The 24,631-nt window shown below is 63.4% G+C and carries 35 protein-coding genes; 4 read left to right on the top strand and 31 right to left on the bottom strand.

From position 1 onward, the window contains the following. Positions 1–55 precede the first annotated feature (55 nt). From rpsM to rpsL, 29 genes are all read right to left on the bottom strand, one after another. Positions 56–424, bottom strand: coding sequence for a 30S ribosomal protein S13 (gene rpsM / locus AM2010_RS02625; protein ID WP_047805754.1), 369 nt, complete (start codon positions 422–424; stop codon positions 56–58). A 339-nt stretch (positions 425–763) separates the two neighbouring features. Next, entirely contained in the window at positions 764–1,468 is a 705-nt protein-coding gene (locus tag AM2010_RS02620) for an SRPBCC family protein (protein WP_150115217.1), read from the bottom strand. 93 nt (positions 1,469–1,561) lie between these two features. Next, positions 1,562–2,206, bottom strand: coding sequence for an adenylate kinase (locus AM2010_RS02615; protein WP_047805753.1), 645 nt, complete (start codon positions 2,204–2,206; stop codon positions 1,562–1,564). 30 nt (positions 2,207–2,236) lie between these two features. Next, positions 2,237–3,601 (bottom strand): preprotein translocase subunit SecY, encoded by a 1,365-nt coding sequence (gene secY / locus AM2010_RS02610; protein ID WP_047805752.1) that lies wholly within the window; start codon positions 3,599–3,601, stop codon positions 2,237–2,239. 105 nt (positions 3,602–3,706) lie between these two features. Next, positions 3,707–4,231 (bottom strand): 50S ribosomal protein L15, encoded by a 525-nt coding sequence (gene rplO / locus AM2010_RS02605; protein WP_047805751.1) that lies wholly within the window; start codon positions 4,229–4,231, stop codon positions 3,707–3,709. A gap of 71 nt (positions 4,232–4,302) precedes the next feature. After that, positions 4,303–4,491, bottom strand: coding sequence for a 50S ribosomal protein L30 (gene rpmD / locus AM2010_RS02600; protein WP_047805750.1), 189 nt, complete (start codon positions 4,489–4,491; stop codon positions 4,303–4,305). Positions 4,492–4,496: 5 nt separating this feature from the next. After that, on the bottom strand, positions 4,497–5,402 hold the full coding sequence (rpsE, locus tag AM2010_RS14370) for a 30S ribosomal protein S5 (RefSeq protein ID WP_236699390.1): 906 nt from the start codon (positions 5,400–5,402) through the stop codon (positions 4,497–4,499). Continuing rightward, a complete protein-coding gene (gene rplR / locus AM2010_RS02590) occupies positions 5,402–5,746 on the bottom strand; it encodes a 50S ribosomal protein L18 (protein ID WP_047805749.1) in 345 nt (114 codons plus the stop codon). Before rplR ends, rpsE begins: the two co-directional genes overlap by 1 nt. Before the next feature lies 1 nt (position 5,747). Next, complete coding sequence (rplF, locus tag AM2010_RS02585; protein ID WP_047805748.1) at positions 5,748–6,281, bottom strand: 50S ribosomal protein L6; 534 nt, start codon at positions 6,279–6,281, stop codon at positions 5,748–5,750. Continuing rightward, the gene (rpsH, locus tag AM2010_RS02580) at positions 6,281–6,676 is read right to left on the bottom strand and encodes a 30S ribosomal protein S8 (protein WP_047805747.1); all 396 of its coding nucleotides are present in this window, start codon (positions 6,674–6,676) and stop codon (positions 6,281–6,283) included. The genes rplF and rpsH overlap by 1 nt, the downstream gene beginning before the upstream one ends. A gap of 10 nt (positions 6,677–6,686) precedes the next feature. Continuing rightward, entirely contained in the window at positions 6,687–6,992 is a 306-nt protein-coding gene (rpsN, locus tag AM2010_RS02575; protein WP_047805746.1) for a 30S ribosomal protein S14, read from the bottom strand. A gap of 43 nt (positions 6,993–7,035) precedes the next feature. Beyond that, complete coding sequence (rplE, locus tag AM2010_RS02570; RefSeq protein WP_047805745.1) at positions 7,036–7,620, bottom strand: 50S ribosomal protein L5; 585 nt, start codon at positions 7,618–7,620, stop codon at positions 7,036–7,038. Continuing rightward, positions 7,613–7,933 (bottom strand): 50S ribosomal protein L24, encoded by a 321-nt coding sequence (gene rplX / locus AM2010_RS02565; protein WP_047805744.1) that lies wholly within the window; start codon positions 7,931–7,933, stop codon positions 7,613–7,615. The genes rplE and rplX overlap by 8 nt, the downstream gene beginning before the upstream one ends. Beyond that, positions 7,933–8,301, bottom strand: a complete 369-nt coding sequence (gene rplN, locus AM2010_RS02560; RefSeq protein WP_047805743.1) for a 50S ribosomal protein L14 — start codon at positions 8,299–8,301, stop codon at positions 7,933–7,935. The genes rplX and rplN overlap by 1 nt, the downstream gene beginning before the upstream one ends. Positions 8,302–8,359: 58 nt before the next feature. Next, positions 8,360–8,650 carry a 30S ribosomal protein S17 gene (gene rpsQ, locus AM2010_RS02555; protein ID WP_047805742.1) on the bottom strand — a complete coding sequence of 97 codons (291 nt, stop codon included), beginning with the start codon at positions 8,648–8,650 and terminating at the stop codon, positions 8,360–8,362. A gap of 11 nt (positions 8,651–8,661) precedes the next feature. Beyond that, complete coding sequence (gene rpmC / locus AM2010_RS02550) at positions 8,662–8,871, bottom strand: 50S ribosomal protein L29 (protein ID WP_047805741.1); 210 nt, start codon at positions 8,869–8,871, stop codon at positions 8,662–8,664. 2 nt (positions 8,872–8,873) lie between these two features. Beyond that, entirely contained in the window at positions 8,874–9,305 is a 432-nt protein-coding gene (gene rplP / locus AM2010_RS02545; RefSeq protein ID WP_047805740.1) for a 50S ribosomal protein L16, read from the bottom strand. Positions 9,306–9,327: 22 nt separating this feature from the next. Then, on the bottom strand, positions 9,328–10,023 hold the full coding sequence (rpsC, locus tag AM2010_RS02540) for a 30S ribosomal protein S3 (protein WP_047805739.1): 696 nt from the start codon (positions 10,021–10,023) through the stop codon (positions 9,328–9,330). Between the two features lies 1 nt (position 10,024). Further along, a complete protein-coding gene (gene rplV / locus AM2010_RS02535; RefSeq protein ID WP_047805738.1) occupies positions 10,025–10,402 on the bottom strand; it encodes a 50S ribosomal protein L22 in 378 nt (125 codons plus the stop codon). Continuing rightward, positions 10,402–10,677 (bottom strand): 30S ribosomal protein S19, encoded by a 276-nt coding sequence (gene rpsS, locus AM2010_RS02530; protein ID WP_047805737.1) that lies wholly within the window; start codon positions 10,675–10,677, stop codon positions 10,402–10,404. The genes rplV and rpsS overlap by 1 nt, the downstream gene beginning before the upstream one ends. A 7-nt stretch (positions 10,678–10,684) precedes the next feature. Continuing rightward, the gene (gene rplB / locus AM2010_RS02525; RefSeq protein WP_047805736.1) at positions 10,685–11,521 is read right to left on the bottom strand and encodes a 50S ribosomal protein L2; all 837 of its coding nucleotides are present in this window, start codon (positions 11,519–11,521) and stop codon (positions 10,685–10,687) included. Positions 11,522–11,531: 10 nt separating this feature from the next. After that, positions 11,532–11,840, bottom strand: coding sequence for a 50S ribosomal protein L23 (locus AM2010_RS02520; RefSeq protein ID WP_047805735.1), 309 nt, complete (start codon positions 11,838–11,840; stop codon positions 11,532–11,534). Further along, positions 11,833–12,456 carry a 50S ribosomal protein L4 gene (rplD, locus tag AM2010_RS02515; protein WP_047805734.1) on the bottom strand — a complete coding sequence of 208 codons (624 nt, stop codon included), beginning with the start codon at positions 12,454–12,456 and terminating at the stop codon, positions 11,833–11,835. The genes AM2010_RS02520 and rplD overlap by 8 nt, the downstream gene beginning before the upstream one ends. A 2-nt stretch (positions 12,457–12,458) precedes the next feature. Beyond that, positions 12,459–13,328, bottom strand: a complete 870-nt coding sequence (gene rplC, locus AM2010_RS02510; protein ID WP_047805733.1) for a 50S ribosomal protein L3 — start codon at positions 13,326–13,328, stop codon at positions 12,459–12,461. 290 nt (positions 13,329–13,618) lie between these two features. Next, entirely contained in the window at positions 13,619–13,930 is a 312-nt protein-coding gene (gene rpsJ / locus AM2010_RS02505) for a 30S ribosomal protein S10 (RefSeq protein ID WP_006831877.1), read from the bottom strand. A 169-nt stretch (positions 13,931–14,099) separates the two neighbouring features. Then, positions 14,100–15,275: an elongation factor Tu gene (gene tuf / locus AM2010_RS02500; RefSeq protein ID WP_047805732.1), complete on the bottom strand. Its 1,176-nt coding sequence runs from the start codon at positions 15,273–15,275 to the stop codon at positions 14,100–14,102. A 93-nt stretch (positions 15,276–15,368) separates the two neighbouring features. Next, entirely contained in the window at positions 15,369–17,462 is a 2,094-nt protein-coding gene (gene fusA / locus AM2010_RS02495) for an elongation factor G (RefSeq protein WP_047805731.1), read from the bottom strand. Between the two features lie 99 nt (positions 17,463–17,561). Then, positions 17,562–18,032, bottom strand: a complete 471-nt coding sequence (gene rpsG / locus AM2010_RS02490) for a 30S ribosomal protein S7 (RefSeq protein ID WP_047805730.1) — start codon at positions 18,030–18,032, stop codon at positions 17,562–17,564. 156 nt (positions 18,033–18,188) lie between these two features. Next, positions 18,189–18,560 carry a 30S ribosomal protein S12 gene (gene rpsL, locus AM2010_RS02485; protein WP_006831873.1) on the bottom strand — a complete coding sequence of 124 codons (372 nt, stop codon included), beginning with the start codon at positions 18,558–18,560 and terminating at the stop codon, positions 18,189–18,191. A 488-nt stretch (positions 18,561–19,048) separates the two neighbouring features. Here rpsL and AM2010_RS02480 point away from each other — a divergent pair, with 488 nt between their 5' ends. Together AM2010_RS02480 and AM2010_RS02475 are read left to right on the top strand one after the other, a co-directional pair. Further along, positions 19,049–19,228, top strand: a complete 180-nt coding sequence (locus AM2010_RS02480; RefSeq protein WP_047805729.1) for a hypothetical protein — start codon at positions 19,049–19,051, stop codon at positions 19,226–19,228. 5 nt (positions 19,229–19,233) lie between these two features. Further along, entirely contained in the window at positions 19,234–19,518 is a 285-nt protein-coding gene (locus AM2010_RS02475) for a hypothetical protein (protein WP_047805728.1), read from the top strand. On the opposite strand, the gene AM2010_RS02470 is transcribed toward AM2010_RS02475, so the two are convergent. Then, positions 19,515–20,318 (bottom strand): LysR substrate-binding domain-containing protein, encoded by an 804-nt coding sequence (locus AM2010_RS02470; protein ID WP_047805727.1) that lies wholly within the window; start codon positions 20,316–20,318, stop codon positions 19,515–19,517. The genes AM2010_RS02475 and AM2010_RS02470 overlap by 4 nt on opposite strands. Before the next feature lie 105 nt (positions 20,319–20,423). Here AM2010_RS02470 and AM2010_RS02465 point away from each other — a divergent pair, with 105 nt between their 5' ends. Together AM2010_RS02465 and AM2010_RS02460 are read left to right on the top strand one after the other, a co-directional pair. Continuing rightward, positions 20,424–22,604 (top strand): RNA degradosome polyphosphate kinase, encoded by a 2,181-nt coding sequence (locus tag AM2010_RS02465; protein WP_047805726.1) that lies wholly within the window; start codon positions 20,424–20,426, stop codon positions 22,602–22,604. Beyond that, a complete protein-coding gene (locus tag AM2010_RS02460; RefSeq protein WP_047805725.1) occupies positions 22,601–24,100 on the top strand; it encodes a Ppx/GppA family phosphatase in 1,500 nt (499 codons plus the stop codon). The genes AM2010_RS02465 and AM2010_RS02460 overlap by 4 nt, the downstream gene beginning before the upstream one ends. A 107-nt stretch (positions 24,101–24,207) precedes the next feature. Here the strand turns inward: AM2010_RS02460 and apaG are convergent, their stop codons facing one another. Continuing rightward, positions 24,208–24,606, bottom strand: coding sequence for a Co2+/Mg2+ efflux protein ApaG (apaG, locus tag AM2010_RS02455; RefSeq protein WP_047805724.1), 399 nt, complete (start codon positions 24,604–24,606; stop codon positions 24,208–24,210). Between the last annotated feature and the right edge of the window lie 25 nt (positions 24,607–24,631).

Genomic DNA, 24,631 nt, shown 5'->3' with positions numbered 1-24,631 from the left:
TATCCTGTTCTTAAAAGAAGTGACTGAAAGCGAAGCTTTGCGAAAAAGCGTTCGCTTACTTCTTCTTGCCCGCGATGGGCTTCGCCTTGCCCTTGCGGGTGCGGGCATTGGTGTGCGTACGCTGTCCACGGACAGGCAGGCCGGCGCGGTGACGCAGGCCGCGATACGAACGCAGGTCCATCAGGCGCTTGATGTTCATCGCGGTGTTACGGCGAAGATCGCCTTCGACCTGGTGGTCGGAGTCGATCGTTTCGCGGATCTGCAGGATCTCCGCATCGCTCAGGTCCTGAACGCGGCGGGAATGATCGATGCCGAGCTTGTCGGCAATCTGCACGGCCGTGGTGCGGCCGATACCGTGAATGTAGGTAAGCGCGATGATCACGCGCTTGTTAGTGGGGATATTTACCCCGGCAATACGAGCCACTTACTTCTCCATGCTCCACAGGAACCGACCTGCCGGCTCGCCCAGCGAGCATGCGGCCTTCCCTATCTCAACGCTATCGTTCATCGGTAAAATGCGAATGCCGGAAATGGCAAAAAGTCCGAATGGCGCGCTTTCAATGCTGCCGCCTCTCGAACTACCCCGCAAATGCCGAATGAAGAGCGCGCTTAGGGCGATTCGCCGCGCGCGTCAACCGCTGTGCGCGCGCATACGATCACGCCGCCCGATATGGGCGGTGGGGGCCGTAATGCAAGCGCAGCGTATATCAGGTTTGCGGCCGCGTCAAAAGGCTACCGCCGCATTTACCAGTCGCCCCGACCTCTAATCGTTCGAGAGATCGCCGAACGCGTCTTCCACGCTTTCGCGATCGGGAGCGCTCGCCCCCTCGCCCTTGCTGCCGCGTTTCGCCGGCGCAGCCTCGTCCGCTTCCTGATCGGCCTGGGGGCCGAGCAGGTCCGCAAGCCCATCGAGCTGCTGGACCATCACCCCGTCGACCGCCTCGGCGATCGTCTTCGTGTCGTACCGCATATAGCCGCCGACAACGTACTCGAACGTGATCGCCGTGCCGGCATCCGCCGTATCGAAGGCAATGGTGAGAACGCCGGTCGCCGCCTCGCTTTGCAACGGCCCCAGCGCCCCGCGCAGGCGCAGCGCGCTGTCGGGGGCGGCATAGACCACCTGCATGTGCTCGACACTCCCGGCCAGGCCGACGACATCGTCGGTATCGACTTCGGGTATGCGCTCGCAAAAGCAGCCCCCAGCCTGCGGCGTCAGGGTCATATTGGCGGCGTCACCTGACCAGGTGTGGTCGTCGCTCCACCACTTGCCGGGCGAAATCAGGGCCATCCACGCTTCACGCGGGCTCGCCTCGACCGTCCGGGTGACCCGAACCACGAAGGAATCGTCGCCGCGCTCGACGACTTCGGCCGCCGCCGGTGTCGACCAGGCGAGGATGCCGCCAATGGCCGCAAGGATACAGCCTGTCGAACGGGGCAACCGGATGGCGGGTAACGAGAATCTGGGCATCGGCATGTCCTCCCTCAACCCTGAGGCTATCTCACAGCCGCCGGGCCAGGCAAAGTCCCCCCGTCCTGCTTCAACGTGCGAAGCAACGCGCGGTCAGCCGAGGACGGCGTCGATCGCCTCGGTCACTTCGTCGATGCTTGCCATGCCGTCGACCCGGTTCACGATGCCGCGTTCTTCATAGATCGGCAGAATCGGCGCCGTCTTGGCCCGGTATTCAACCATCCGAGTGCGGACCGTTTCTTCGTTGTCGTCGGGCCGCCGCTTGAACTCGGTCGCGCCGCATTCGTCGCAAACGCCGCTTTGCGCCGGTTGCTTGAACGTGTCGTGATAGCCTGCGCCGCAGTTGGCGCAGGTGAACCGCCCCGTGATCCGTTCGACCAGGGCATCTTCGTCGACGACGAGTTCGATCACATGATCGAGCGAACGACCATGACGGGCAAGGATTTCGTCAAGCGATCGCGCTTGCGCTGCCGTGCGGGGATAGCCGTCGAAGATGGCGCCCGTATCGGCGCCCATCGCGGTCAATTCCGCATCGATCAGTTCGGAAACGATTTCGTCCGAAACCAGCTCGCCGCGATCCATCACGGCCTTGGCCTTGAGCCCGATCGGTGTGCCTGCCTTGACCGCGCCACGAAGCATGTCGCCGGTCGAAAGTTGCTGCATTCCGTGGCGCTGCTCAAGTCGCTGCGCCTGCGTGCCCTTGCCTGCCCCCGGAGGCCCGAGAAGGATGATATCCAAGCCGCTTCCCCTATTTCTTCGCGGTTTCGATCAGCGCATGCGACCCTTGAGCTTCGCCTTCTTGATCAGATCGCCATACTGGTGGGCCAGCAGGTGCGACTGGATCTGGCTGATCGTGTCGACCGTAACATTGACCACGATCAGCAGGCTGGTGCCGCCAAGGAACAGCGGGATACCGGTCTGCGCGATCATGTATTCGGGGATCACGCAGACCAGGGTCAGGTAAATCGCGCCGATCACGGTGATGCGGGTGAGAACGTAGTCGAGATATTCGGCGGTCCGTTTGCCGGGGCGAATACCCGGAATGAACCCGCCGTTCTTCTTCAGGTTCTCGCTCGTTTCCTCCGGGTTGAAAACCACGGCGGTGTAGAAGAAGCAGAAGAAGATGATCCCGATGGCATAGAGCGCCATGTAGATCGGCTGCCCGTGCGCCAGATACTGGTTCAGCCAGACGATCGCGCCGCCAAACGTGCTTTCGGTATCGACCTGGTTGCCGGCGAACTGGCTGATCGTCAGCGGCAGCAGAAGCAGCGAACTGGCGAAAATCGGCGGAATGACGCCGGCAGTGTTCAGCTTCAGCGGCAGGTGGCTGCGATCGGCCTGCATCCCGCCGCGCTGCGTCGCGCGCTTGGGATACTGGATCAGCAGGCGCCGTTGCGCGCGCTCCATGAAACAGATGAACAGGATCAGGATCACGACCATCGCGACGAAGCCGACAATGATGACCGGCGAGATCGAACCGCTGCGGCCGCCTTCGAACATGTTCGCGGCGAAGCCCGGGAACTGCGCGACGATGCCGGCCATGATGATCAGCGAAACGCCGTTGCCGATCCCGCGGCTGGTGATCTGTTCGCCCAGCCACAGCAGGAACATCGTTCCGCCGACCAGGCTGACCACGGCGCCGACGCGGAACATGATGCCGGGCTGGACGACAGCCTGCAGGCCGCTCTGCGCGGCATAGGCTTCAAGCCCGGAGGCGAGGAACCAGCCCTGGATCGCGCACAGGAAAACCGTGCCGTAGCGGGTGTACTGGTTGAGTTTCTGCCGCCCGGTCGCGCCTTCTTTCTTCAGCGCGGCGAGCGAGGGGTGCAGCGCCGCAGCAAGCTGAACCACGATCGAGGCGGTGATGTACGGCATCACGCCCAGCGCAATCAGGCTCATGCGTTCGAGCGAACCGCCCGAGAAGGTGTTAAAGAGATCGAGAATGCCGCCGCGGGCCGTGTCGTACAGATCCTGCAGCACCAGCGGGTTCACACCCGGCAGCGGAACGAAGCTGAGGAACCGGAACACGATCAGCGCACCGATGGTGAACCAGATTCGGTTCTTGAGCTCGGTCGCCTTCGAGAAATTGGCGAGACTGAGATTGCTCGCGATATTGTCCGCGCGTGATGCCATGAGAAATGCTTGTGCCCTAACTCGGCGCCGGACCCTCCCGGCTCGGAAACGCTAAATAGGGAGCGGGGGGCCCGATGTCGAACCCCCCGTCCCCATTTTCATCGCTTACCCAGCCTTTGCGGCCTTGTTGGCCTCGCGCCGGGCATTCTTCTTTTCGTCTTCCGAAGGCTTCGCTTCGGCAACTTCCACCGAACCGCCGGCCTTTTCGACCGCCTGGATCGCGCCCTTGCTGGCGCCGGTCACCTTGAACTGGACTTTCGCCTTCAGTTCGCCCTTGCCCAGCAGACGGACGCCGTCCTTGCCGCCACGCGCCAGGCCAGCGGCCTTGAGCGCTTCGTGGTCGACGACCTTCTTGGCGTCGAGCTTGCCCGCGTCGATGAACTTCTGGACCATGCCCAGGTTCACTTCGGCATAGTCCTTGCCGAACGGATTGTTGAAGCCGCGCTTCGGCAGGCGCATGTGCAGCGGCATCTGGCCGCCTTCGAAGCCCTTGATGGCAACGCCCGAACGGCTCTTCTGGCCCTTCTGACCGCGGCCGCCGGTCTTGCCCTTGCCCGAACCGATGCCGCGCCCCACGCGGATCTTCCGGTGGCGGGCGCCTTCGTTGTCGCGGATGTCGTTAAGTTTCATGGTGTGCACTCGCTTTCGCTTTTGTTCGCGCTTCAAAATTATGAGCCCCCGGCTGGCGGGGGCTCACGGGATCAGTCGACGATTGCAACCAGGTGCTGGACCTTGGCAATCGCGCCGCGCACCTCGGGGGTGTCCTGACGCTCGACGACCTTGTGCATCTTGTCGAGGCCGAGCCCGACGAGGATCTTGCGCTGGCTTTCCGGCCGGCGGATCGGCGAACCGATCTGCTTGATCCTGATGGTCTTCTTCTTGTCAGCCATCGATCTTACTCCGCAATAGCCGCGGCGTCGGCTTCAGCCTCCGCCTCGCTGGCGCCACCGCGGCCGAGCAGGTCGGCGACCTTCTTGCCGCGACGCTGCGCAACCGACTTCGGCGAAGTCTGGTCCTGCAGCGCATCGAAAGTGGCGCGGATCATGTTGTAGGGGTTGGACGTACCGACCGACTTGGTCACCACGTCGGCCACGCCCAGGCTTTCGAACACTGCGCGCATCGGACCACCGGCGATGATGCCGGTACCCGGAGGCGCCGTGCGCAAAGTCACCTTGCCCGCACCGAAACGGCCATTGCCGTCGTGATGCAGCGTGCGGCCTTCCTTCAGCGGAACGCGGATCATCTTCTTGCGCGCAGCAGCGGTCGCCTTGGAGATCGCTTCGGGCACTTCGCGTGCCTTGCCGTGGCCGAAGCCGACCCGGCCCGAACCGTCGCCGACCACGACCAGCGCGGCGAAGCCGAAGCGCTTACCGCCTTTAACCGTCTTCGAAACGCGGTTGATGTGGACGAGCTTCTCGATGATGCCGTCGTCTTCTTCCTCGCGGCGACCGCCACGGCGATCGTCGCGACCGCGACCACGGCCCCGACCGCCACGGTCACCGCCGCCACCGCCATCGCGCCCGCCCCGGCCGCGTCCGCGCGGCTGAGAGGGTTCGCCACCGGCGGGCGACTGGTTTTCAGCCGCTTCGGTCGGTGCAGTGGTCGATGTCGGGGTGGAACCCGCGTTGTCGATCTTCGGTTCTTCGGCCACCGCGTGCTCGGTTTCGGCCTTGGCCTCGACCGTTTCGGCCTTGGCCTCGACCGTTTCGGCCTTGGTCTCTTCGGCTTTGGTCTCTTCGACCTTCGCTTCCTCGACCTGCGGCGTCTCGGTGTTTTCGGTCTTGTTTTCTTCAGCCATCATCAGAACTCCAGCCCGCCTTCGCGGGCGGCGTCGGCCAGCGCCTTGACGCGGCCGTGAAACAGGAAGCCACCGCGATCGAACACGACGGTGGTCACGCCCGCCTTCTTGGCGGCCGCGGCGATATCCGTGCCGACCTGCTTGGCGGCATCGACATTGGCGCCCGAAGCCTTCGCACCCAGGGTCGAGGCGGCGGCGAGGGTCTTGCCCTGCACGTCGTCGATGATCTGGGCATAGATGTGCTTGCCGGTGCGGTGCACCGACAGGCGCGGGCGGTCGCCGGCGCGGGTGCGCAACGTCGTGCGAACACGGCGGCGACGGCGTTCAAAGAGGGAAAGCTTGGCCATCTTACTTCTTCTTCCCTTCCTTGCGGAAGATGTACTCGCCGCGATACTTGATGCCCTTGCCCTTGTAAGGTTCGGGCTTGCGCCAGCGGCGGATCTCTGCGGCGAACTGCCCGACGGACTGCTTGTCGATCCCGCTGATTTCGACCGTGGTCTGATCGGGGGTCTTCACCTCGATACCCTCGGGCACGTCGAGGTCGACGTCGTGGCTGAAGCCGAGCTGAAGCTTGAGCTTCTTGCCCTGGGCCTGCGCACGATAACCGACACCCGAAATTTCGAGCACCTTGGTGTAGCCTTCGGTGACACCGTCGACGAGGTTGGCAACGAGCGTGCGCTGCATACCCCAGAAGTCGCGCGAACGGCGGCTGTCGTTGGCCGGTTTGACCGAAATCTCATCGCCTTCGAGCTTGTAGACGACTTCGTCCACCAGCCCCATCGACAAGGTGCCCTTCGGGCCCTTCACGGTCAGCGTGCCGTTGTCGATTGTGGCAGTGACCCCGCTGGGGATCGCTACCGGACGTTTTCCGATGCGGCTCATCAGAACACCTCCGCCAGCACTTCGCCGCCGACGTTGTGGGTCCGTGCCTCGTTGTCGGAGAGCACGCCACGCGGCGTCGAGACGATGGTGATGCCAAGGCCGTTGCGGACGGTCGGAAGTTCTTTCGAACCCGAATAGATCCGGCGGCCAGGCTTGGACACGCGGGCGACATGCTTGATCGCAGGTTCGCCTTCGAAATACTTCAGTTCGATCCGCAGCGCGGGGTGCTTGCCGGTCGAATCTTCGCTGTAGCCACGGATGTAGCCTTCACGCTGAAGAACTTCGAGCACGTTCGCACGCAGCTTGGAAGCGGGCGAAAGGACGGAATCCTTCTTCGCCTGCTGGCCGTTGCGGATACGGGTGAGCATGTCACCCAGGGGATCGGTCATAGCCATCTGTCAGTCCTCACCAGCTCGACTTGGTCAGGCCGGGAATCAGGCCCTTGTTGCCGAGGTCGCGCAGTTCGATGCGATTGAGGCCGAACTTGCGGTAATAGCCGCGCGGGCGGCCGGTGGTGGTGCAACGGTTGCGCACACGGGTCGGATTTGCGTTACGCGGAATCTCGGCCATCTTCAGGCGCGCGATCAGGCGTTCGCTCTCGTCGAGCGAATCGTCGTCGGCAATCGCCTTCAGACGGGCGTACTTGCCCGCGTACTTCTTCACGAGCTTCTTGCGACGCTCGTTCTTGTTGATGGAACTCAGTTTCGCCATTGGACTTAAGCTCTCTTTGCTTTCCTTGCGTTCAGGGGGCCGCTCACGCGGCCTCCTTCTCTTCGGCGGCCTGCTCAGCAGGGAACGGGAAGCCGAACAGACGCAGCAGTTCGCGGGCTTCCTCGTCGGTCTTCGCCGTCGTGGTCACGATGATATCCATACCCCGGACTTTCTCGATCCTGTCGTACGAGATTTCCGGGAAGATGATCTGTTCCTTCAGGCCCATCGCATAATTGCCGCGCCCGTCGAAGCTCTTCGGGTTCAGTCCGCGAAAGTCGCGGATGCGGGGCATTGCGATGGTCACCAGGCGGTCGAGGAACTCGTACATGCGTTCGCGGCGCAGGGTAACCTTGCAACCGATCGGCATTCCTTCACGCAGCTTGAACTGCGCGATCGACTTCTTGGCCTTGGTGATGACCGGCTTCTGGCCGGCAATCAGGGCCATTTCCTCGGCGGCGACCTGGACTTTCTTCTTGTCCTGGCTCGCCTCGCCCACGCCCATGTTGAGCGTGATCTTTTCCAGGCGCGGCACCTCGAGACGGTTCTTGTAACCGAACTTCTCGGTCATCGCCTTGACGATCTGTTCGTCATAACGCGCACGCATGCGCGGGGTGTAGGTATCAGCCATCGATAGTCTCCCCGGACTTGACGGCAACGCGGACCTTCTTTCCGTCCTTCTCTTCGAAGCGGACGCGGGTCGGCTTGCCGTCCTTGGGATCGGCCACGGCAACCTTGGAGATCGACATCGGCGCTTCGAAGCGGTCGATGCCACCCTGCGGGTTGGCCTGGCTCGGCTTGCGGTGACGGGCGGCGACGTTGACGCCCTCGACCACGATCTTGCCTTCTTTCGGCATGACCTGGCGGACGGTGCCGGTGCGGCCCTTGTCCTTGCCCGAGAGCACGACGACGTTGTCGCCCTTCTTGATCTTCGCGGCGGCCATTACAACACCTCCGGAGCGAGCGAGATGATCTTCATGAACCCGCGGCCGCGCAGTTCGCGAACCACAGGGCCGAAGATACGGGTGCCGATCGGCTCCTCGTTCTTGTTGACGAGCACTGCGGCGTTCGAATCGAAGCGGATTGCGCTGCCGTCGGGACGACGCACGTCCTTCTTGGTACGAACGATCACCGCGCGGTGAACGTCGCCCTTCTTGACGCGGGCGCGCGGCTGCGCCTCCTTCACGGAGACGACGATCACGTCGCCGACGCTCGCGGTGCGGCGCTTCGACCCGCCCAGCACCTTGATGCACTGGACGCGCTTCGCGCCGCTGTTGTCCGCGACGTCTAGGTTCGATTGCATCTGAATCATCGATGCGGTTCCTTCTCAATGGCTTGCCGGAACATGTCCGGCAGTTCCTTCAAATCGCTCAGTTGCTGGCAGCTTCGACGTCGAGGTCGGCTTCCACCGCCTGGACCCCGCCGGCCTTGACCGTGTCGATCACGCGCCACGTCTTGGTCTTGGAGATCGGCTTGGTCTCCTCGATCCGGACAGTGTCGCCCAGCTTGTATTCGTTCGTTTCGTCGTGCGCGTGGTACTTCTTCGAACGGCGGATGATCTTCCCGTAAAGCGGGTGTTTCACCTTACGCTCGACCAGCACGGTGACGGTCTTGTCGGTCTTGTCGGAGGTGACAGTCCCGATCAGGATACGCTTCGGCATTGTCTAGCTCCTCAAGCCTTGGCTTCGGCCGCGGCGGCACGCTCGGTCTGCAGAGTCTTGATCTGCGCGATCTGGCGGCGAACCTGGCGAATCCGCGCCGGGGCTTCCAACTGGTTGGTCGCCGCCTGGAAGCGGAGGTTGAACTGCTCGCGCTTCAGCTCGGTGAGCTGGGCGTCGAGCTGATCGTCGGTCTTCGAGCGGAGGTCTTCAATCTTGCTCATGATCAGCCCTCCAGGTGCGAGTTGTCGCCGAGACGGGCAACAACCTTCGTCTTGACAGGAAGCTTCATCGCCGCGCGTTCGAACGCTTCGGCAGCAAGCGGACCGGCCACGCCGTCGAGTTCGAACAGAATGCGGCCCGGCTTCACCCGCGCGGCCCAGTATTCGACCGAACCCTTGCCCTTACCCTGACGGACTTCGGCAGGCTTTTTCGACACCGGCACATCGGGGAAGATGCGGATCCACAGGCGTCCCTGACGCTTGATGTGGCGCGTGATCGCACGACGGGCGGCCTCGATCTGGCGGGCCGTGATACGTTCCGGTTCGAGCGCCTTGAGGCCGTACGAGCCGAAATTCAGCGTCGTGCCGCCTTTGGCGTCGCCCTTGATCCGGCCCTTGAAGGCCTTGCGGAACTTGGTTTTCTTCGGTTGCAGCATGTTATCTACTCAAGTTCGATGCTCAGCGCGCCGGACGGACGCCAGAGGTCTGCGATTCCATCATCAGACGGTCCTGCGCCGTCGGATCATGGCCGAGGATCTCGCCCTTGAAGACCCACACCTTGATGCCGATGATGCCATAGGCGGTCAGCGCCTCGGCTTCGGCATAGTCGATGTTGGCGCGCAGCGTATGCAGCGGCACGCGGCCTTCGCGGTACTGTTCGACACGGGCGATTTCCGCCCCGCCGAGACGGCCACCGCAGACGATCTTGATGCCTTCAGCGCCGAGACGCATGGCCGACTGCATCGCGCGCTTCATCGCACGGCGGAAGGCCACGCGGCGAACGAGCTGGTCGGCAATGCCCTGCGCGACGAGCTTGGCATCGACTTCCGGCTTGCGGATTTCAACGATGTTCAGCTTCACTTCGCTCGCGGTCATCGACGCGAGCTTGGTGCGCAGCTTTTCGATGTCCGCACCCTTCTTGCCGATGATCACACCGGGGCGGGCCGCGTAGATCGAGATACGGCACAGCTTGGCCGGACGTTCGATCACCACCTTCGAGATTGCCGCCTGCGGCAGGCTCTCGACGATGTGCTTGCGGATCTCGATGTCTTCCTTGAGCAGCTTGGCATAGTCGCGCCCTTCGGCGTACCAGCGGCTGTCCCAGGTGCGGTTGATCTGCAGGCGCAGACCGATCGGATTGCTCTTCTGGCCCATCTTACGCCTCTTCCTGCTCGCGAACCACGATGCGCAGCCGGCTGAACGGCTTCAGGATGCGGGTGCTCTTGCCCCGTCCGCGCGTGTGGAAGCGCTTCATGGTGATCGACTTGCCGACGGAAGCCTCGGCCACCACCAGCGCGTCGACATCAAGGTCGTGGTTGTTTTCGGCATTGGCGATCGCCGAAGCGAGCACCTTGGATGCGTCCTTCGCCATCGACTTCTTCGAGAACGCGAGAATGTTCAGCGCATCCTCTGCCTTCTTGCCGCGGATCAGTTCGGCAACGAGGTTCAGCTTCTGCGCCGAACCACGAATGGTGGTGCCGACGGCCAGAGCCTCGTTTTCGCCCACGCGGCGGGGAGCTTTCTGCTTGCCCATTAGCGCTTGCCCTTCTTGTCGGCCGCGTGGCCCGGGAACGTGCGCGTGGGCGCGAATTCACCGAGCTTGTGCCCGACCATGTCTTCGGAAACCGAGACCGGGATGAACTTGTGGCCATTGTAGACGTTGAACGTCAGGCCGACGAATTGCGGAAGGATCGTGCTGCGACGCGACCAGGTCTTGATCGGCGCACGGCCACCCGCTTCCTGTGCGTCTTCAGCCTTCTTGAGAAGGCTGAGTTCGACGAACGGACCTTTCCAGACGGAACGAGCCATGTGACGATTACCTCTTCTTCTTCGCGTGGCGCGAACGGATAATCATCTTGTCCGTCGCCTTGTTCTTGCGGGTGCGGGCGCCCTTGGTCGGCTTGCCCCACGGGGTAACCGGGTGACGGCCGCCCGAGGTGCGGCCTTCACCGCCGCCGTGCGGGTGATCGACCGGGTTCTTGGCCACGCCGCGGGTAAGCGGCTTGACGCCCATCCAGCGGCGACGACCGGCCTTGCCCAGGTTCTGGTTCTGGTTGTCGGGGTTCGAAACCGCGCCAACCGTCCCCATGCAATCGGACCGCAGGTAACGCTGCTCGCCCGAATTGAGCCGCACGATGACCATGCCGCGATCGCGACCGACCAGCTGAACGTAAGCGCCGGCCGAACGGGCGATCTGGCCGCCCTTGCCCGGCTTCATCTCGACGTTGTGGCAGATCGTGCCGACCGGCATCTGGCCCAGCAGCATCGCATTGCCCGGCTTGGTGTCGGTCTTCTCGCCGGCCACCACCGTGTCGCCCACGGCAAGCCGCTGCGGCGCGAGGATATAGGCCATCTCGCCATCTTCGTACTTCACCAGCGCGATGAACGCGGTGCGGTTGGGATCGTACTCGATCCGCTCAACCGTGCCGGCCACGTCCCATTTGCGACGCTTGAAGTCGATGTAGCGATACTTCTGCTTGTGGCCGCCGCCAATGCCGCGCGAGGTGACATGGCCCTTGTTATTGCGGCCGCCCGTCTTGCGCTTGCCTTCGGTCAGCGACTTGACCGGCTTGCCTTTATACAGGCCGGACTTGTCGACAAGAATGAGGCCGCGGCGCGCGGGGCTCGTCGGTTTGTAGTTCTTGAGTGCCATATCCCTAGCCTCAGATTCCGCCGGTGACGTCGATCGAGTCACCTTCCGCAAGCGTCACGACCGCCTTCTTCATGTCATTGCGCTTGTAGGGCTTGCCCCGCCAGCGCTTCGACTTGCCTTTGACGACCAATGTGTTCACGCCCGTCACCTTCACATCGAACAGCGCCTCGACCGCTTCCTTGATCTGCGGCTTGGTCGCATCGTTCGCCACCTTGAAGACGACACCGTTCTGCTCCGAAAGCAGGGTCGACTTCTCGGTGATGTGCGGAGCGAGGATCACGTCGTAGTGACGCGCATCGATTTCCTGCTTCTTAGCCATTGAAGCGCGCCTCCAGCTTTTCGACCGCGTCCTTGGTCAGGACCAGCGTGTCGTGCTTCAGGATGTCATAGACGTTGGCGCCAACCGCCGGCAGGACATTCACACCCTTGAGATTGCCGGCAGCCTTGCGGAAACCTTCGTTCACCGCATCGCCGTCGATCACCAGGACCTTGCCGCTCCAGCCATTCTTGCCGAACGTTTCCGCAACGGCTTTCGTCTTGGCATCTTTCAGATCGAGGCTGTCGACGACGACGAGGCCGTCCTTCGCCTTGCTCGAAAGCGCCATGCGCAGGCCGAGCGCGCGGATCTTCTTGTTCAGCGAAGGATCGAAGTCGCGCTTGCGCGCACCGTGCGCCTTACCACCGCCGATGAAGATCGGGGCGCCGCGATCGCCGTGACGTGCACCGCCCGAACCCTTCTGACGGCCGAACTTCTTGCCGGTCCGCGCCACATCCGAGCGCTCGCGAGTCGGGCGGGCAGTGCCGCGCCGGTTCTCGAGCTGCCAGGTGACAACGCGGTGCAGGATGTCGGCACGCGGCTCGACGCCGAATACGGCATCGTTCAGTTCCACGTCGCCGGCTGCCTTACCGTCGAGTTTCTGGACCTTGACCTTCACGATCAGGACTCCTTGCTCTCACCGTCGGCCTGGCCGTCGGTGCTGTTCTCGGTTGCCTCGCTCTCGGCGCCCGCCTGCTGTTCTGCCGCCAGCTTTTCCTGCTGCTCGGCATCGACCTGCGGGTTCACTTCGTGCTCGGCCGCGCTCTCGACCAGACCGGCATCGGCCTCGTCATGCTGCGGAGCGCTCGATTTCTTTTCCAGCACGGCACCCGGGAACGGGGCACCTTCGGGAATCGGCAGCTTCACGGCGTCACGCACCAGCAGCCAGCCATTCTTCGAGCCCGGAACCGATCCCTTGACGAACAACAGACCGCGATCGGCGTCGGTACGCACGACCTCGAGATTCTGCTGGGTCCGCTGGCGATCGCCCATGTGGCCGGCCATCTTCTTGTTCTTGAAGACGCGGCCCGGATCCTGACGGTTACCGGTCGAACCATGCGAACGGTGGCTGAGCGAAACGCCGTGCGTCGCACGCAGACCGCCGAAGCCCCAGCGCTTCATGGCGCCGGCAAAGCCCTTGCCCTGCGTGTGCCCGGTGATGTCAACCTTCTGGCCGGCAACGAAGTGCTCGGCACTGATCGTCGAACCGACCGGCATCAGGCCTTCTTCGTTTTCGACGCGGAACTCGGCCACCTTCATCTTCAACGGAACTTCCGCCTTCGCGAAAGCTTCGCGCTGCGGCTTGTTCACGTTCTTCTGCTTGGCCTCGCCCGACCCGACCTGAAGCGCGAAATAGCCATCGCGATCGGCGGTGCGGTGCGAAACAACCTGGCAGTCTTCCAGCGCGAGAACGGTCACGGGAACGTGACGTCCGTCCTCCTGGAACAGGCGGGTCATCCCGACTTTCTTTGCGATAACGCCGGTGCGCATCGTTAAGACTCCTAACACAGAGGCACCCCCGGCCCATCCGAAGGTGCGTGACAGCCCTAGATTGTGATGCGTCGCCCCGTCCGGGCTGAAATGCCTTCGAAGTGAAGGCGAGACGGGGGACGCTTGCCCGGCAACTGCCGGAGGTATCCCTATGTCGTCGAGATTCCCCGCGAAGGCGAGGACCCCAGGCCGCCTGGGCGACCGCAATATCAGTTCCGGTCATTTAGAGCCCGACCAGGAGGACTGCGACCCCCGCTTCCGCGAGGGCTGCGCTCGCAGAAACCTTCGGTTTATGCGAGCTTGATTTCGACGTTCACGCCGGCAGCAAGATCGAGCTTCATCAGCGCATCGACCGTCTGGGCGTTCGGCTGCACAATGTCCAGCAGCCTTTTATAGGTGCGCACCTCGAACTGCTCGCGCGACTTCTTGTCGATGTGCGGGCCGCGGTTCACGGTGAACTTCTCGATACGCGTCGGCATGGGAATGGGGCCACGAATAAGAGCACCCGTCCGACGTGCGGTGTCTGCGATTTCACCAGTTGCCTGGTCGAGAACGCGGTGGTCGAACGCCTTGAGGCGGATGCGGATGTTCTGAGCTTCCATTACCTGTACCGATGCGAAAGAGCCGAGGAGCTGCGCCGGTATCCCCGGCCTCACTCCCAACAGAAAAAGAAAGGCCTGCCCCGCCTCCCGGATAACCGGTCAGGGGCGGCCCCCTTCGAAAATTCGGACCGGCGGGGAACGAATCCCCCCCGCCGGTCGCGCGCCTATATTACTTCGTGATCTTGCTGACAACCCCCGAACCGACGGTGCGGCCGCCTTCACGGATGGCGAAGCGCAGACCTTCGTCCATCGCGATCGGCGCGATCAGCTTGACGCCGATCGTCACGTTGTCGCCCGGCATGACCATCTCGGTGCCCTCGGGGAGGATCACTTCGCCGGTCACGTCGGTGGTGCGGAAGTAGAACTGCGGACGATAGTTGGCGAAGAACGGCGTGTGACGGCCACCTTCATCCTTCGACAGCACGTAAACTTCGGCGCTGAATTCGGTGTGCGGGTTGACCGAACCGGGCTTGGCCAGAACCTGGCCACGCTCGACGTCTTCACGCGCAACGCCGCGGATCAGGGCGCCGATGTTGTCGCCGGCTTCACCGCGATCGAGCAGCTTGCGGAACATTTCGACGCCGGTGACGACCGTCTTCGTGGTATCCTTGATGCCGACGATTTCGACTTCGTCGCCAACGTTCACAACGCCGGTTTCGACGCGGCCGGTAACAACCGTACCACGACCCGAGATCGAGAACACGTCTTCGATCGGCATCAGGAATGCCTGGTCAACCGGACGCTCCGGCTGCGGGATGTGCTGGTCGACGGCTTCCATCAGTTCCTTGATGGAGTTTTCGCCGATCGCTTCGTCGCGACCTTCGAGAGCGGCCAGAGCCGAACCCTTGATGATCGGAATGTTGTCGCCGTCGAAATCGTAGCTCGAAAGCAGCTCGCGCACTTCCAGCTCGACCAGCTCGAGGATTTCCTCGTCGTCGACCTGGTCGACCTTGTTCATGTACACGACCAGCGCCGGCACGCCGACCTGACGGGCGAGCAGGATGTGCTCGCGAGTCTGCGGCATCGGGCCGTCGGCGGCGTTCACGACCAGGATCGCACCGTCCATCTGGGCGGCACCGGTGATCATGTTCTTCACGTAGTCGGCGTGGCCCGGGCAATCGACGTGCGCATAGTGGCGCGCATCGGTTTCGTATTCGACGTGTGCGGTCGAAATGGTGATGCCGCGCTCGCGCTCTTCCGGTGCCTTGTCGATGTTTGCGAAATCGACCGCCGAACCCATCACTTTGGTGATGGCAGCTGTCAGCGTCGTCTTACCGTGGTCAACGTGACCGATGGTGCCGATGTTGCAGTGCGGCTTGTTCCGCTCGAATTTTTCCTTGGCCATTTGCTTGTAACCTCTGTCTGTCAGATTGAATTTCACCAAGTCGCGGACGGCACCGAGGTGAATCAGGCGCCGCCCCTAGACGCTTGCCCAGCCTTAGGCAAGCTTCTCCTTGACCTCCTGAGCGACGTTCGCCGGTACTTCGTCGTAGTGCGAGAACTGCATCGAGTACTGCGCACGACCCTGGGTGAACGAACGCAGTTCGTTGACGTAGCCGAACATGTTGGCGAGCGGCACGAACGCTTCCACGGCCTGGGCATTACCGCGCGTGTCGGTGCCCTGGATCTGTCCGCGGCGGCTGTTGAGGTCGCCGATGACATCGCCGAGATAATCCTCGGGCGTCACGACCTCGACCTTCATCACCGGCTCGAGGAGCTTGATGCCGGCCTTGTTCGCCGCTTCGCGCATTGCGCCGCGGCCGGTGATCTCGAACGCCACCGTGCTCGAGTCGACGTCGTGGTATTTGCCGTCGATCAGCTCGATGGTGAAGTCGATGATCGGGAAGCCGACCAGATAACCGCTCTCGGCCTGTTCGCGCATGCCCTTCTCGACCGAGGGGATATATTCGCGAGGAATATTGCCGCCCTTGATCTGGTCGTCGAACACGATGCCCTGCCCGCGTTCGCCGGGGATCACGCGGACCTTGGCTTCACCGAACTGACCCGAACCACCCGACTGCTTCTTGTGGGTGTAAGTCACCTCGACTTCGCGAGCCAGCGATTCGCGATAGGCCACCTGCGGCGCACCGACGTTCGCTTCCACCTTGAATTCGCGGCGCATGCGATCGACGAGAATGTCGAGGTGAAGCTCGCCCATGCCCTTGATGATCGTCTGGCCCGATTCGTGGTCGGTCGAAACGCGGAAGCTCGGATCCTCGGCAGCCAGGCGATTGAGCGCAACGCCCATCTTTTCCTGGTCGGCCTTGGTCTTGGGCTCCACCGACAGTTCGATAACCGGCTCGGGGAATTCCATCCGCTCCAGAATGATCGGAGCGTTCGGCGCGCACAGCGTGTCGCCGGTGGTGGTTTCCTTCAGGCCCGCAATCGCGACGATGTCGCCCGCGAATGCCTCGTCGATGTCCTCGCGGTTGTTGGAGTGCATCAGCAGCATGCGGCCGATCTTTTCCTTCTTGTCCTTCACCGAGTTCAGGACCTGGCCCTTGGCCAGACGACCCGAATAGATGCGGGTGAAGGTGAGCGTCCCGACGAACGGGTCGTTCATGATCTTGAAGGCCAGCGCGGCAAACGGCGCCTCGTCGCTCGACGGACGGGTATCTTCCTCGTCGCTGTCGGGCTTCACACCCTTGATCGCGGGCACGTCGAGCGGCGAAGGCATGTAGTCGACAACCGCGTCGAGCAGCGGCTGCACGCCCTTGTTCTTGAACGCAGAGCCGCACAGCACGGGCACGAACGACTGGTTCAGCGTGCCCTTGCGGATCAGGCGCTTGAGCGTCGCGGCGTCCGGCTCGTTACCTTCGAGGTACGATTCCATGACGTCGTCGTCCTGCTCGACCGCCGTTTCGATCAGCTTTTCGCGGTATTCCGCAGCCCTGTCGGCCAGATCTTCGGGGATGTCGACGTAGTTGAACTTCGCGCCCAGGCTCTCGTCTTCCCAGACGATGCCGCGGTTGTTCACCAGGTCGACGACGCCCTTGAGATCGCTTTCCGCGCCGATCGGGAGATAGAGCACCAGCGGGGTCGCGCCCAGACGATCGATGATCGACTGCACGCAGTAATAGAAATCGGCCCCGGTGCGGTCGAGCTTGTTGATGAAGCACATCCGCGGAACCTTGTACTTGTCCGCCTGGCGCCACACGGTTTCGGACTGCGGCTCAACGCCGGCAACGCCGTCGAACACCGCGACCGCACCGTCGAGCACGCGCAGCGAACGTTCGACTTCGATGGTGAAGTCGACGTGGCCGGGGGTGTCGATGATGTTCAGGCGGTGCTTGGGCCCTTCACCGTCTTCCGCCGACCAGAACGTGGTCGTCGCGGCGGAGGTGATGGTGATCCCGCGCTCCTGCTCCTGCTCCATCCAGTCCATCGTCGCGGCGCCGTCGTGGACTTCGCCGATCTTGTAGGACTTGCCGGTGTAGTAGAGGATGCGTTCGGACGTGGTGGTCTTGCCGGCATCGATGTGGGCCATGATGCCGAAGTTGCGATAACGCTCCAGCGGATAGTCGCGGGCCATGTGGAATTCCTCGGATCGTGTGGGGGCGCCCGTTCAGGGCCAGCCCCCATATGGTTGTTTTTGTGACCGGTTGAAGACCGGCCGCGCCTTACAGCGTCCTTACCAGCGGTAGTGCGAGAAAGCGCGGTTGGCATCGGCCATGCGATGCGTGTCTTCACGCTTCTTGACCGCGTTGCCGCGATTGTTGGCCGCATCCATCAACTCACCCGAAAGGCGCGCCGACATCGTGGTTTCGGCCCGGCCGCGCGCGGCCGTGATGAGCCAGCGGATCGCCAGGGCCTGCGCACGCTCGGGGCGAACCTCGACCGGCACCTGGTAGGTGGCACCGCCGACGCGCCGCGAACGGACTTCGACCTGCGGCTTGATGTTGTTCAGCGCATCGTGGAACAGCGCGATCGGATCGGCCTTGGCCTTGGCCTCGACCGTATCGAGCGCACCGTAAACGATCCGCTCCGCAATGGATTTCTTACCGTCGAGCATGAGGTTGTTCATGAACTTCGACAGGACCTGATCCCCGAACTTGGGATCGGGCAGGATTTCCCGCTTCTCGGGACGACGACGACGTGACATTGCACGAATTCCTTCTTTTACCGCCCCGCACGAGTCCCTGCGAAGGCAGGGACCTCAGGCAGCAGGGCATAACACCAGCGTTCGACCGGGTGGCACGAGATCCCCGATAAAATCGCATATGGCGATTTTTCGAGGATGACGTTCACCCCGTGAACGTCACTTCGGCCGCTTGGCACCATACTTGGAGCGCGACTGCTTGCGGTCCTTCACACCCTGCGTATCGAGCACGCCGCGCAGGACGTGGTAACGAACGCCGGGAAGGTCGCGCACACGGCCGCCGCGGATCAGCACGACGCTGTGTTCCTGCAGGTTGTGGCCTTCGCCCGGGATGTAGGAAATGACCTCGCGCTGGTTGGTCAGGCGAACCTTGGCAACCTTACGCAGCGCCGAGTTCGGCTTCTTCGGGGTCGTCGTATAGACGCGGGTGCAGACACCGCGCTTCTGCGGGTTCTGCTCCATCGCAGGGACCTTGCTCTTGGCCTTCTGCGGAACGCGGCCCTTGCGGACCAGCTGGTTGATCGTCGGCATTAAGACTTTCTCTCTTCACCGTATGAAGGTGCCACGCGGGCCAGGGTGGAGAAAGAGGATCGTCCGTCGCGAGTCCCCGCGAAGGCGGGAACCTCAGACCACAAGCGGAGCGCCTGCGGGACAAGACCCCCGCCTTCGCAGGGGTTCGGGGACGAGCCAAATTCACTCCACCCAGGTCCATGGACACCGGGTTACTTTGACGGCTGCCCCGAAGCGCCGCCAGGCGGATCGCTTCAATAGAAAAGAGCCTTCGGCGCATAGCGCCAAGGCCCCCGGGACATGACCGGCAATGTTCAGCTCTATCTGACCGACGCGGAGCGCACCCCGTTTCGGATGTGCGCGCCCTTAGGGGGATTCGCGGGGTGGGTCAAGGAGCCTGGCGTACCGGGTCGGCCCGGCCGTTCTGGCTCGCACTGCGACAGAGGACGGGATCGATACGGGAACCCAGCCCCCTCTCCCGGTCGTTAAGGCGAGAAAGGAGATTGCGAATGCCCCAGCCCGATCATCGTCCAGACGATCCCCGCCGGCCCCAGGAACCGATCCATATCGACGCCCGCGATGCGCGCGGTGCCGAAGTGGTCCTGCGCAAGCGGCGCAATCGGATGATCTTCATCGCCGGGCTGATCGCTTTCGTGGCGCTGGCGATCGCGCTGCGGCTGCTGGGCTGAGCGCCGTGGCGGAGGATGCCGATGAGACGCTCTACCTGCTGTGGTTCGACCCGGCAGTGGACGTGCGCGAGCCGCTGAACCTTCACGGCGATGGCCATCCGCTTGCCGATGGGCTGTGGCTGGTGCGTTCCGACCTGACCCGGTCGAAGCTGTATCACCGGATCAAGTGGCAGCTCCCCGATCGTGCGGCGCTTCTCGTCGCGCCGCTCGCCGATGCGCGCGACGGGTGGCCCAAGTTCAAGGGGATGGAAGCGGGCGCGCTGGCCTGGCTGCGAGGGGGCGGCGGCTAGTCGGCGGTGAGGAAAGCCACCAGCGCCTTGACCTTCTTCTGCCGCCATTGCGGCATCGGTGCGACCAGCCAGTACGCGCGGCGCCCCTCGTCCGGGCCCTCCAGCGTCATCAGGCGGCCATCGGCCAGCGCGTCTTCCACCAGCAGAAAGGGCAGAACCGCCTTGCCCAGCCCGGCGATCGCGCTGGACAGCGCCTGTCCGGCATTGCCGACTTCCACCGTCGCTTCCGCCCCTTCGGGCAGCGGCGCGCCGGGCCAGTCGATCCAGCTATCGAGCACTTCGTCAGGCGCATCCTTGGCCGCCACGACCACGCGGCGCGCGGGGGCCAGTTCGACGCCCTCCAACTCTCCCGGCCCATCGACCAGGCGAACGGCGAAATCGAGGTTGGTTTCGGTGAAGTCGGCGTTCTCGTCGGCGACGAAGCGGAAACGAATGCCGGGGTTGGCCTTGCGAAACGCCGCAAGACGCGGGGCAAGCCATTGGGCGTAGAATTCGCGCGGGGCGGCAATGGTATAGCGGTCGCTCGCCTGCCCCGCCTGCATCGACTGGACCGATTCCTCGAATCTCAGAAAGCCTTCGCGCAGCGAATCGAGGCCCGCCGTCCCCTCTTCGGTCAGTTCCAGCCCCTTGGACGTGCGCCGGAACAATACGGTGCCGAGGTGATCCTCAAGCGCGCGAATCTGCTGGCCGACGGCAGCAGGCGTCACCGCCAGCTCATCCGCAGCGCGGGTAAAGCTCAGGTGCCGTGCGGCCGCGTCATAGACGCGCAGGGCGTTCAGGGGGAGGTGCGTACGCTTCATCGTGCCGATGCGGATAGCGGCAAGCCGCTGGCGCCGCAATCTTGCGAGGTGTAACACATGTGTAACACTCGGCCAGCAAGGGGGCGCCGGAGATTGGCACGACGGATGAACGCATTTACGCAGGGCCCGGCCGAGCCGGTTGATGGAGGCAGCGCCGCGGCAGCGGCGGCCGAGCGCTACGTAAATCGCGAACTTTCGTGGCTGTCGTTCAATCGCCGCGTGCTCGCGGAATCGGAAAACGAGCGCTATCCGCTGCTCGAACGGCTGCGCTTCCTGTCAATCTCCGCCAGCAATCTCGATGAATTCACGATGATCCGCATTGCCGGCCTCGAAGGCCAGGCGACCCGCGGGATCGAAACGACTGCGATCGACGGGCTCGATCCGCGCCAGCAACTCGCCGCGATCCGCGAACTCCTGCTGGCGGTCGAATCGCGGCAGCAGCGCGCACTGGGCGCCCTGCGCGATCTTCTGGCCGAAGAAGGCATTCTGATCGCGGAAATCGACCAGCTCGATGATACGCAGCAGGCCTGGCTGGAAGAGTATTTCACCACGGATATCCTGCCGTTGATCACCCCGCAGGCAATCGACCCATCGCACCCCTTCCCCTTCGTCGCCAATCTCGGGATGGGGGTGCTTTTCCGCCTCAAGCGCGGGCGGCGTCAGCCCGATCTGGTGGAAATGGTGCTGATCCCCAGCGGCGCGCCGCGCTTCGTGCGCCTACCGGGCAAGCAGGCGGTCTATGTCGCGATCGAAAAGCTGATCGGGCGCTATGCCGCCCAGCTTTTCCCCGGTTTCAAGATCCTGGGCGACGGCCTGTTCCGCGTGCTGCGCGACAGCGATATCGAGGTGGAGGAAGAAGCAGAGGATCTGGTCCGCTATTTCCGCACCGCGATCCAGCGGCGGCGGCGCGGGCGTGCGGTTCTGCTGGAGCTCGATCGCGACTGCGACCCTGCGGCGGAGGCATTGCTGCGCGAACAGTTCGACGTCGATTCGGCGATGGTCGTGAAGTCGGAAGGGATGCTGGGCCTGCGCCATCTCGACGCGATCTGCGGCGAACCGCGGCCCGACCTGAAGTTCGCGCCCTTCTCCCCCCGCTATCCGGAACGTATTCTGGCACACGACGGCGATTGCTTTTCCGCCATCCGCGAGAAGGACATCGTGATCCAGCACCCCTACGAAAGTTTCGAGGTGGTGGTCGATTTCCTGCATCAGGCGGCGACCGATCCGGCGGTCGTTTCGATCAAGCAAACGCTCTATCGCGCGGGCGACCAGTCGCCGGTGATCGCGGCCCTGATCGACGCGGCGCAGGCGGGCAAGGCGGTGACCGCGGTGGTCGAGCTGAAGGCTCGCTTCGATGAAGAACGCAATATCCGCTGGGCGACCGAGCTGGAACGCGCCGGGGTGCAGGTAATCTATGGCTTCATGGAGTGGAAGACCCACGCCAAAGTCAGCCTCGTGGTCCGCCGGGAGGAGGAAGGGTATCGCACCTACTGCCATTTCGGGACCGGCAACTATCACCCCATCAACGCCCGGATTTACACCGATCTCAGCTATTTCACCGCCGATCCTGCGCTGGGGCGCGATGCGGCCAAGCTGTTCAACTTCGTCACCGGCTACGTCGAGCCGCGCGAGACGGAACGGATCGCGATTTCGCCCATCGGCCTGAAGGCCAAGCTGTTCGAACTGATCGATCGGGAAATCGCCAATGCCCATGCGGGCAAACCTGCCGGGGTCTGGGCCAAGCTGAATTCGATCACCCACCGCGAGGTGATCGACAAGCTGTATGAAGCCAGCGCCGCCGGGGTCGAAATCCAGCTTGTCGTTCGCGGCATCTGTTCGCTGCGCGCCGGCGTGCCCGGCGTGTCGGAAAACATCCAGGTCAAATCCATCATCGGCCGCTTCCTCGAACACAGCCGCGTGTGGGCCTTCGGCAACGGACATCGCCTGCCGAGCAAGCACGCCGACGTCTTTCTCACTTCCGCCGATGCGATGAGCCGCAATCTCGACCGTCGGGTGGAAGTTCTGGTGCCGATCGTGAACAAGACAGTGCACGATCAGGTACTGGAGCAGGTTATGCTGGCGAATATCCTCGATACGGAGCAAAGCTGGCAGCAGCAGCCCGACGGTCAATACGAACGGATGCGCGTCGGGCCGGAGGCAGAGGCCGAGGGAGAAGGCTTCAACTGTCACGATTATTTCATGAGCAATCCCTCGCTTTCGGGTCGTGGAGCCGCGCTTAAGGCGGGTGCCGTGCCCAAGCTGAGGCTGGAGGACGACCCCGGATGACAGCCTATCGCCCGTTCGCTCAACGCAGCCTCCGCGCGCAGCACGACGATCGCCGCGCGGTGATCGATATCGGTTCCAACACTGTCCGGCTGGTCGTCTACGATGGCCCGCAGCGCAGCCCGCGGACGATGTGGAACGAGAAGATCGTGGCCCGCCTCGGGCGCGATCTCGCGTCGAACGGTCGGATACCGGAGGAAGCGTGCGAACAGGCGCTCGCAGCGCTGACGCGCTTCGCCCTGCTGGTGCAGGAGCTGAAGGTTCACGATGTCCAGACCGTCGCCACCGCTGCCGCGCGCGAGGCGGAAAACGGTGCAGCGTTTCTCGATCGGGTGCGCGCCCTGGGCCTCGACCCCAGACTGCTGACCGGAGAAGAGGAAGCGGTCGCCTCCGCTTTCGGCGTAATCGGTGCTTTCCCCGATGCCCACGGGGTCGTGGCGGATCTGGGCGGCGGCAGTCTGGAGCTTGTCGGGGTGGATAACGGCGATTGCCACAGCGGCGCCAGCCTGCCGCTCGGCACCTTGCGCCTGCCTGCCCTGCGCGCCAGAAAATCGGCATCGTTCAAGCGCGCGGTGCAGAAAGCGTTCCAGAAGGCCGGATGGGCCGCGGCGCACACTGGCCCGCTCTACATGGTCGGCGGCACGTGGCGCGCCCTGGCTGCCTATGCCATGCGCAGCGGCGATTACCCGCTGACCGATCCGCACGGTTTCCGGCTGGATGCCGAAGACGCCATGCGGATTGCGCGCAAGGTCGCGCGCAGCAATCCGGAAAAGCTGGTCGATATCGACGGGATCGGTTCGCTGCGCGCCGGCGCCCTGCCCGATGCCGCGGCAATGTTGCAGATCATGCTGGCTGAGCTGGAACCGGACGGGCTCGTCTTCTCCAGCTGGGGGCTTCGCGAAGGGTTGCTGTACCAGCGGCTCGAACCGCTTGAGCAGACGAAAGATCCGCTAATCGTCGCCGTTGCCGATTTCGCGGCACCGATGAAAAGCGCAATTACCGATGCCGCCTTGATGAGCGCCTGGGTGGTCGACATCGCCGAAGGCGGCGGGGCGGAGAACGAGCGTTTGCGCCTTGCAGGCGCGCTGCTCTCGCTCGCCCTCCATCGGGTGGAGCCGAATTTCCGCACCGCGCAGGCGCTCGAATGGGCGCTGGACAAGCGCTGGGTCGGGCTCGATGCGCGCGGACGTGCGATGATCGCGGCGATGCTGCTCGGCAGTTGCAACAAAACGAGCTGGCCCAAGCGCGTTGCCGCCCTCACCGACGAACAGGACTTGCGCGAGGCGATGGGCTGGGGCCTGGCCATGCGCCTGGCGCGCAGACTGGGCGCAACGTCGCGTATTTCGCTGATGACCAGCGCCCTGGCGCGCAAGAAGAAGAAACTGGTCCTGCGCCTCGATGAAAGCCGCGCGGCGCTGGCGGGGGAAAGCGTGACGCGCGATCTCGCCGGTCTGGCCGAGTGGCTTGGGCTGGACCCGGAATTGCAGATCACCGCCTGAGCGCCGGCCACGAGACCGCGGATAAGATCCAGGCTATCAATGTGATATAGCTGGGAAACGACAGGCTTTCGCGAACCGCCTTGCGCGGAACCGAAGCCGGGCCGCCGTCAGTCCGCGATCGCCGGCGCTGCCAGCGGGAAGAAGGGAATGCGCACCTCCAGCGGCGTGCCATCGGCGCGATGGAAGGTGTAAAACCCTTCCATCGATCCATGCGGCGTCGCCAGCGGGCAGCCGGATACATAGTCATGGCTGTCGCCCGGAGCCAGAACGGGCATTTCGCCCACGACCCCTTCCCCATCGACCAGATTCACAGCCCCGCGCGCGTCGGTGATTCGCCAATGGCGGGTGATCAGTTGCACCCGTTCGTCGGACTCGTTCTCGATCCGGATGTGATAGACCCAGAACCACTTCCCCGCGTCGGGCTGCGACTGTTCAGGCAGGAAATTCACCGCCACGCGAACGGTAATCCCATCGGTAATCGCGGCATGTTGGAACAGCTGTTTCATCGCTGCACACGATAATGGAAAGCGG

The organism is Pelagerythrobacter marensis (genome assembly GCF_001028625.1).
GTDB classification, from domain to species: Bacteria; Pseudomonadota; Alphaproteobacteria; order Sphingomonadales; family Sphingomonadaceae; genus Pelagerythrobacter; species Pelagerythrobacter marensis.
The sequence above is the reverse complement of the archived record's forward strand: the minus strand, read 5'-3'. Positions and strand labels throughout refer to the sequence as shown.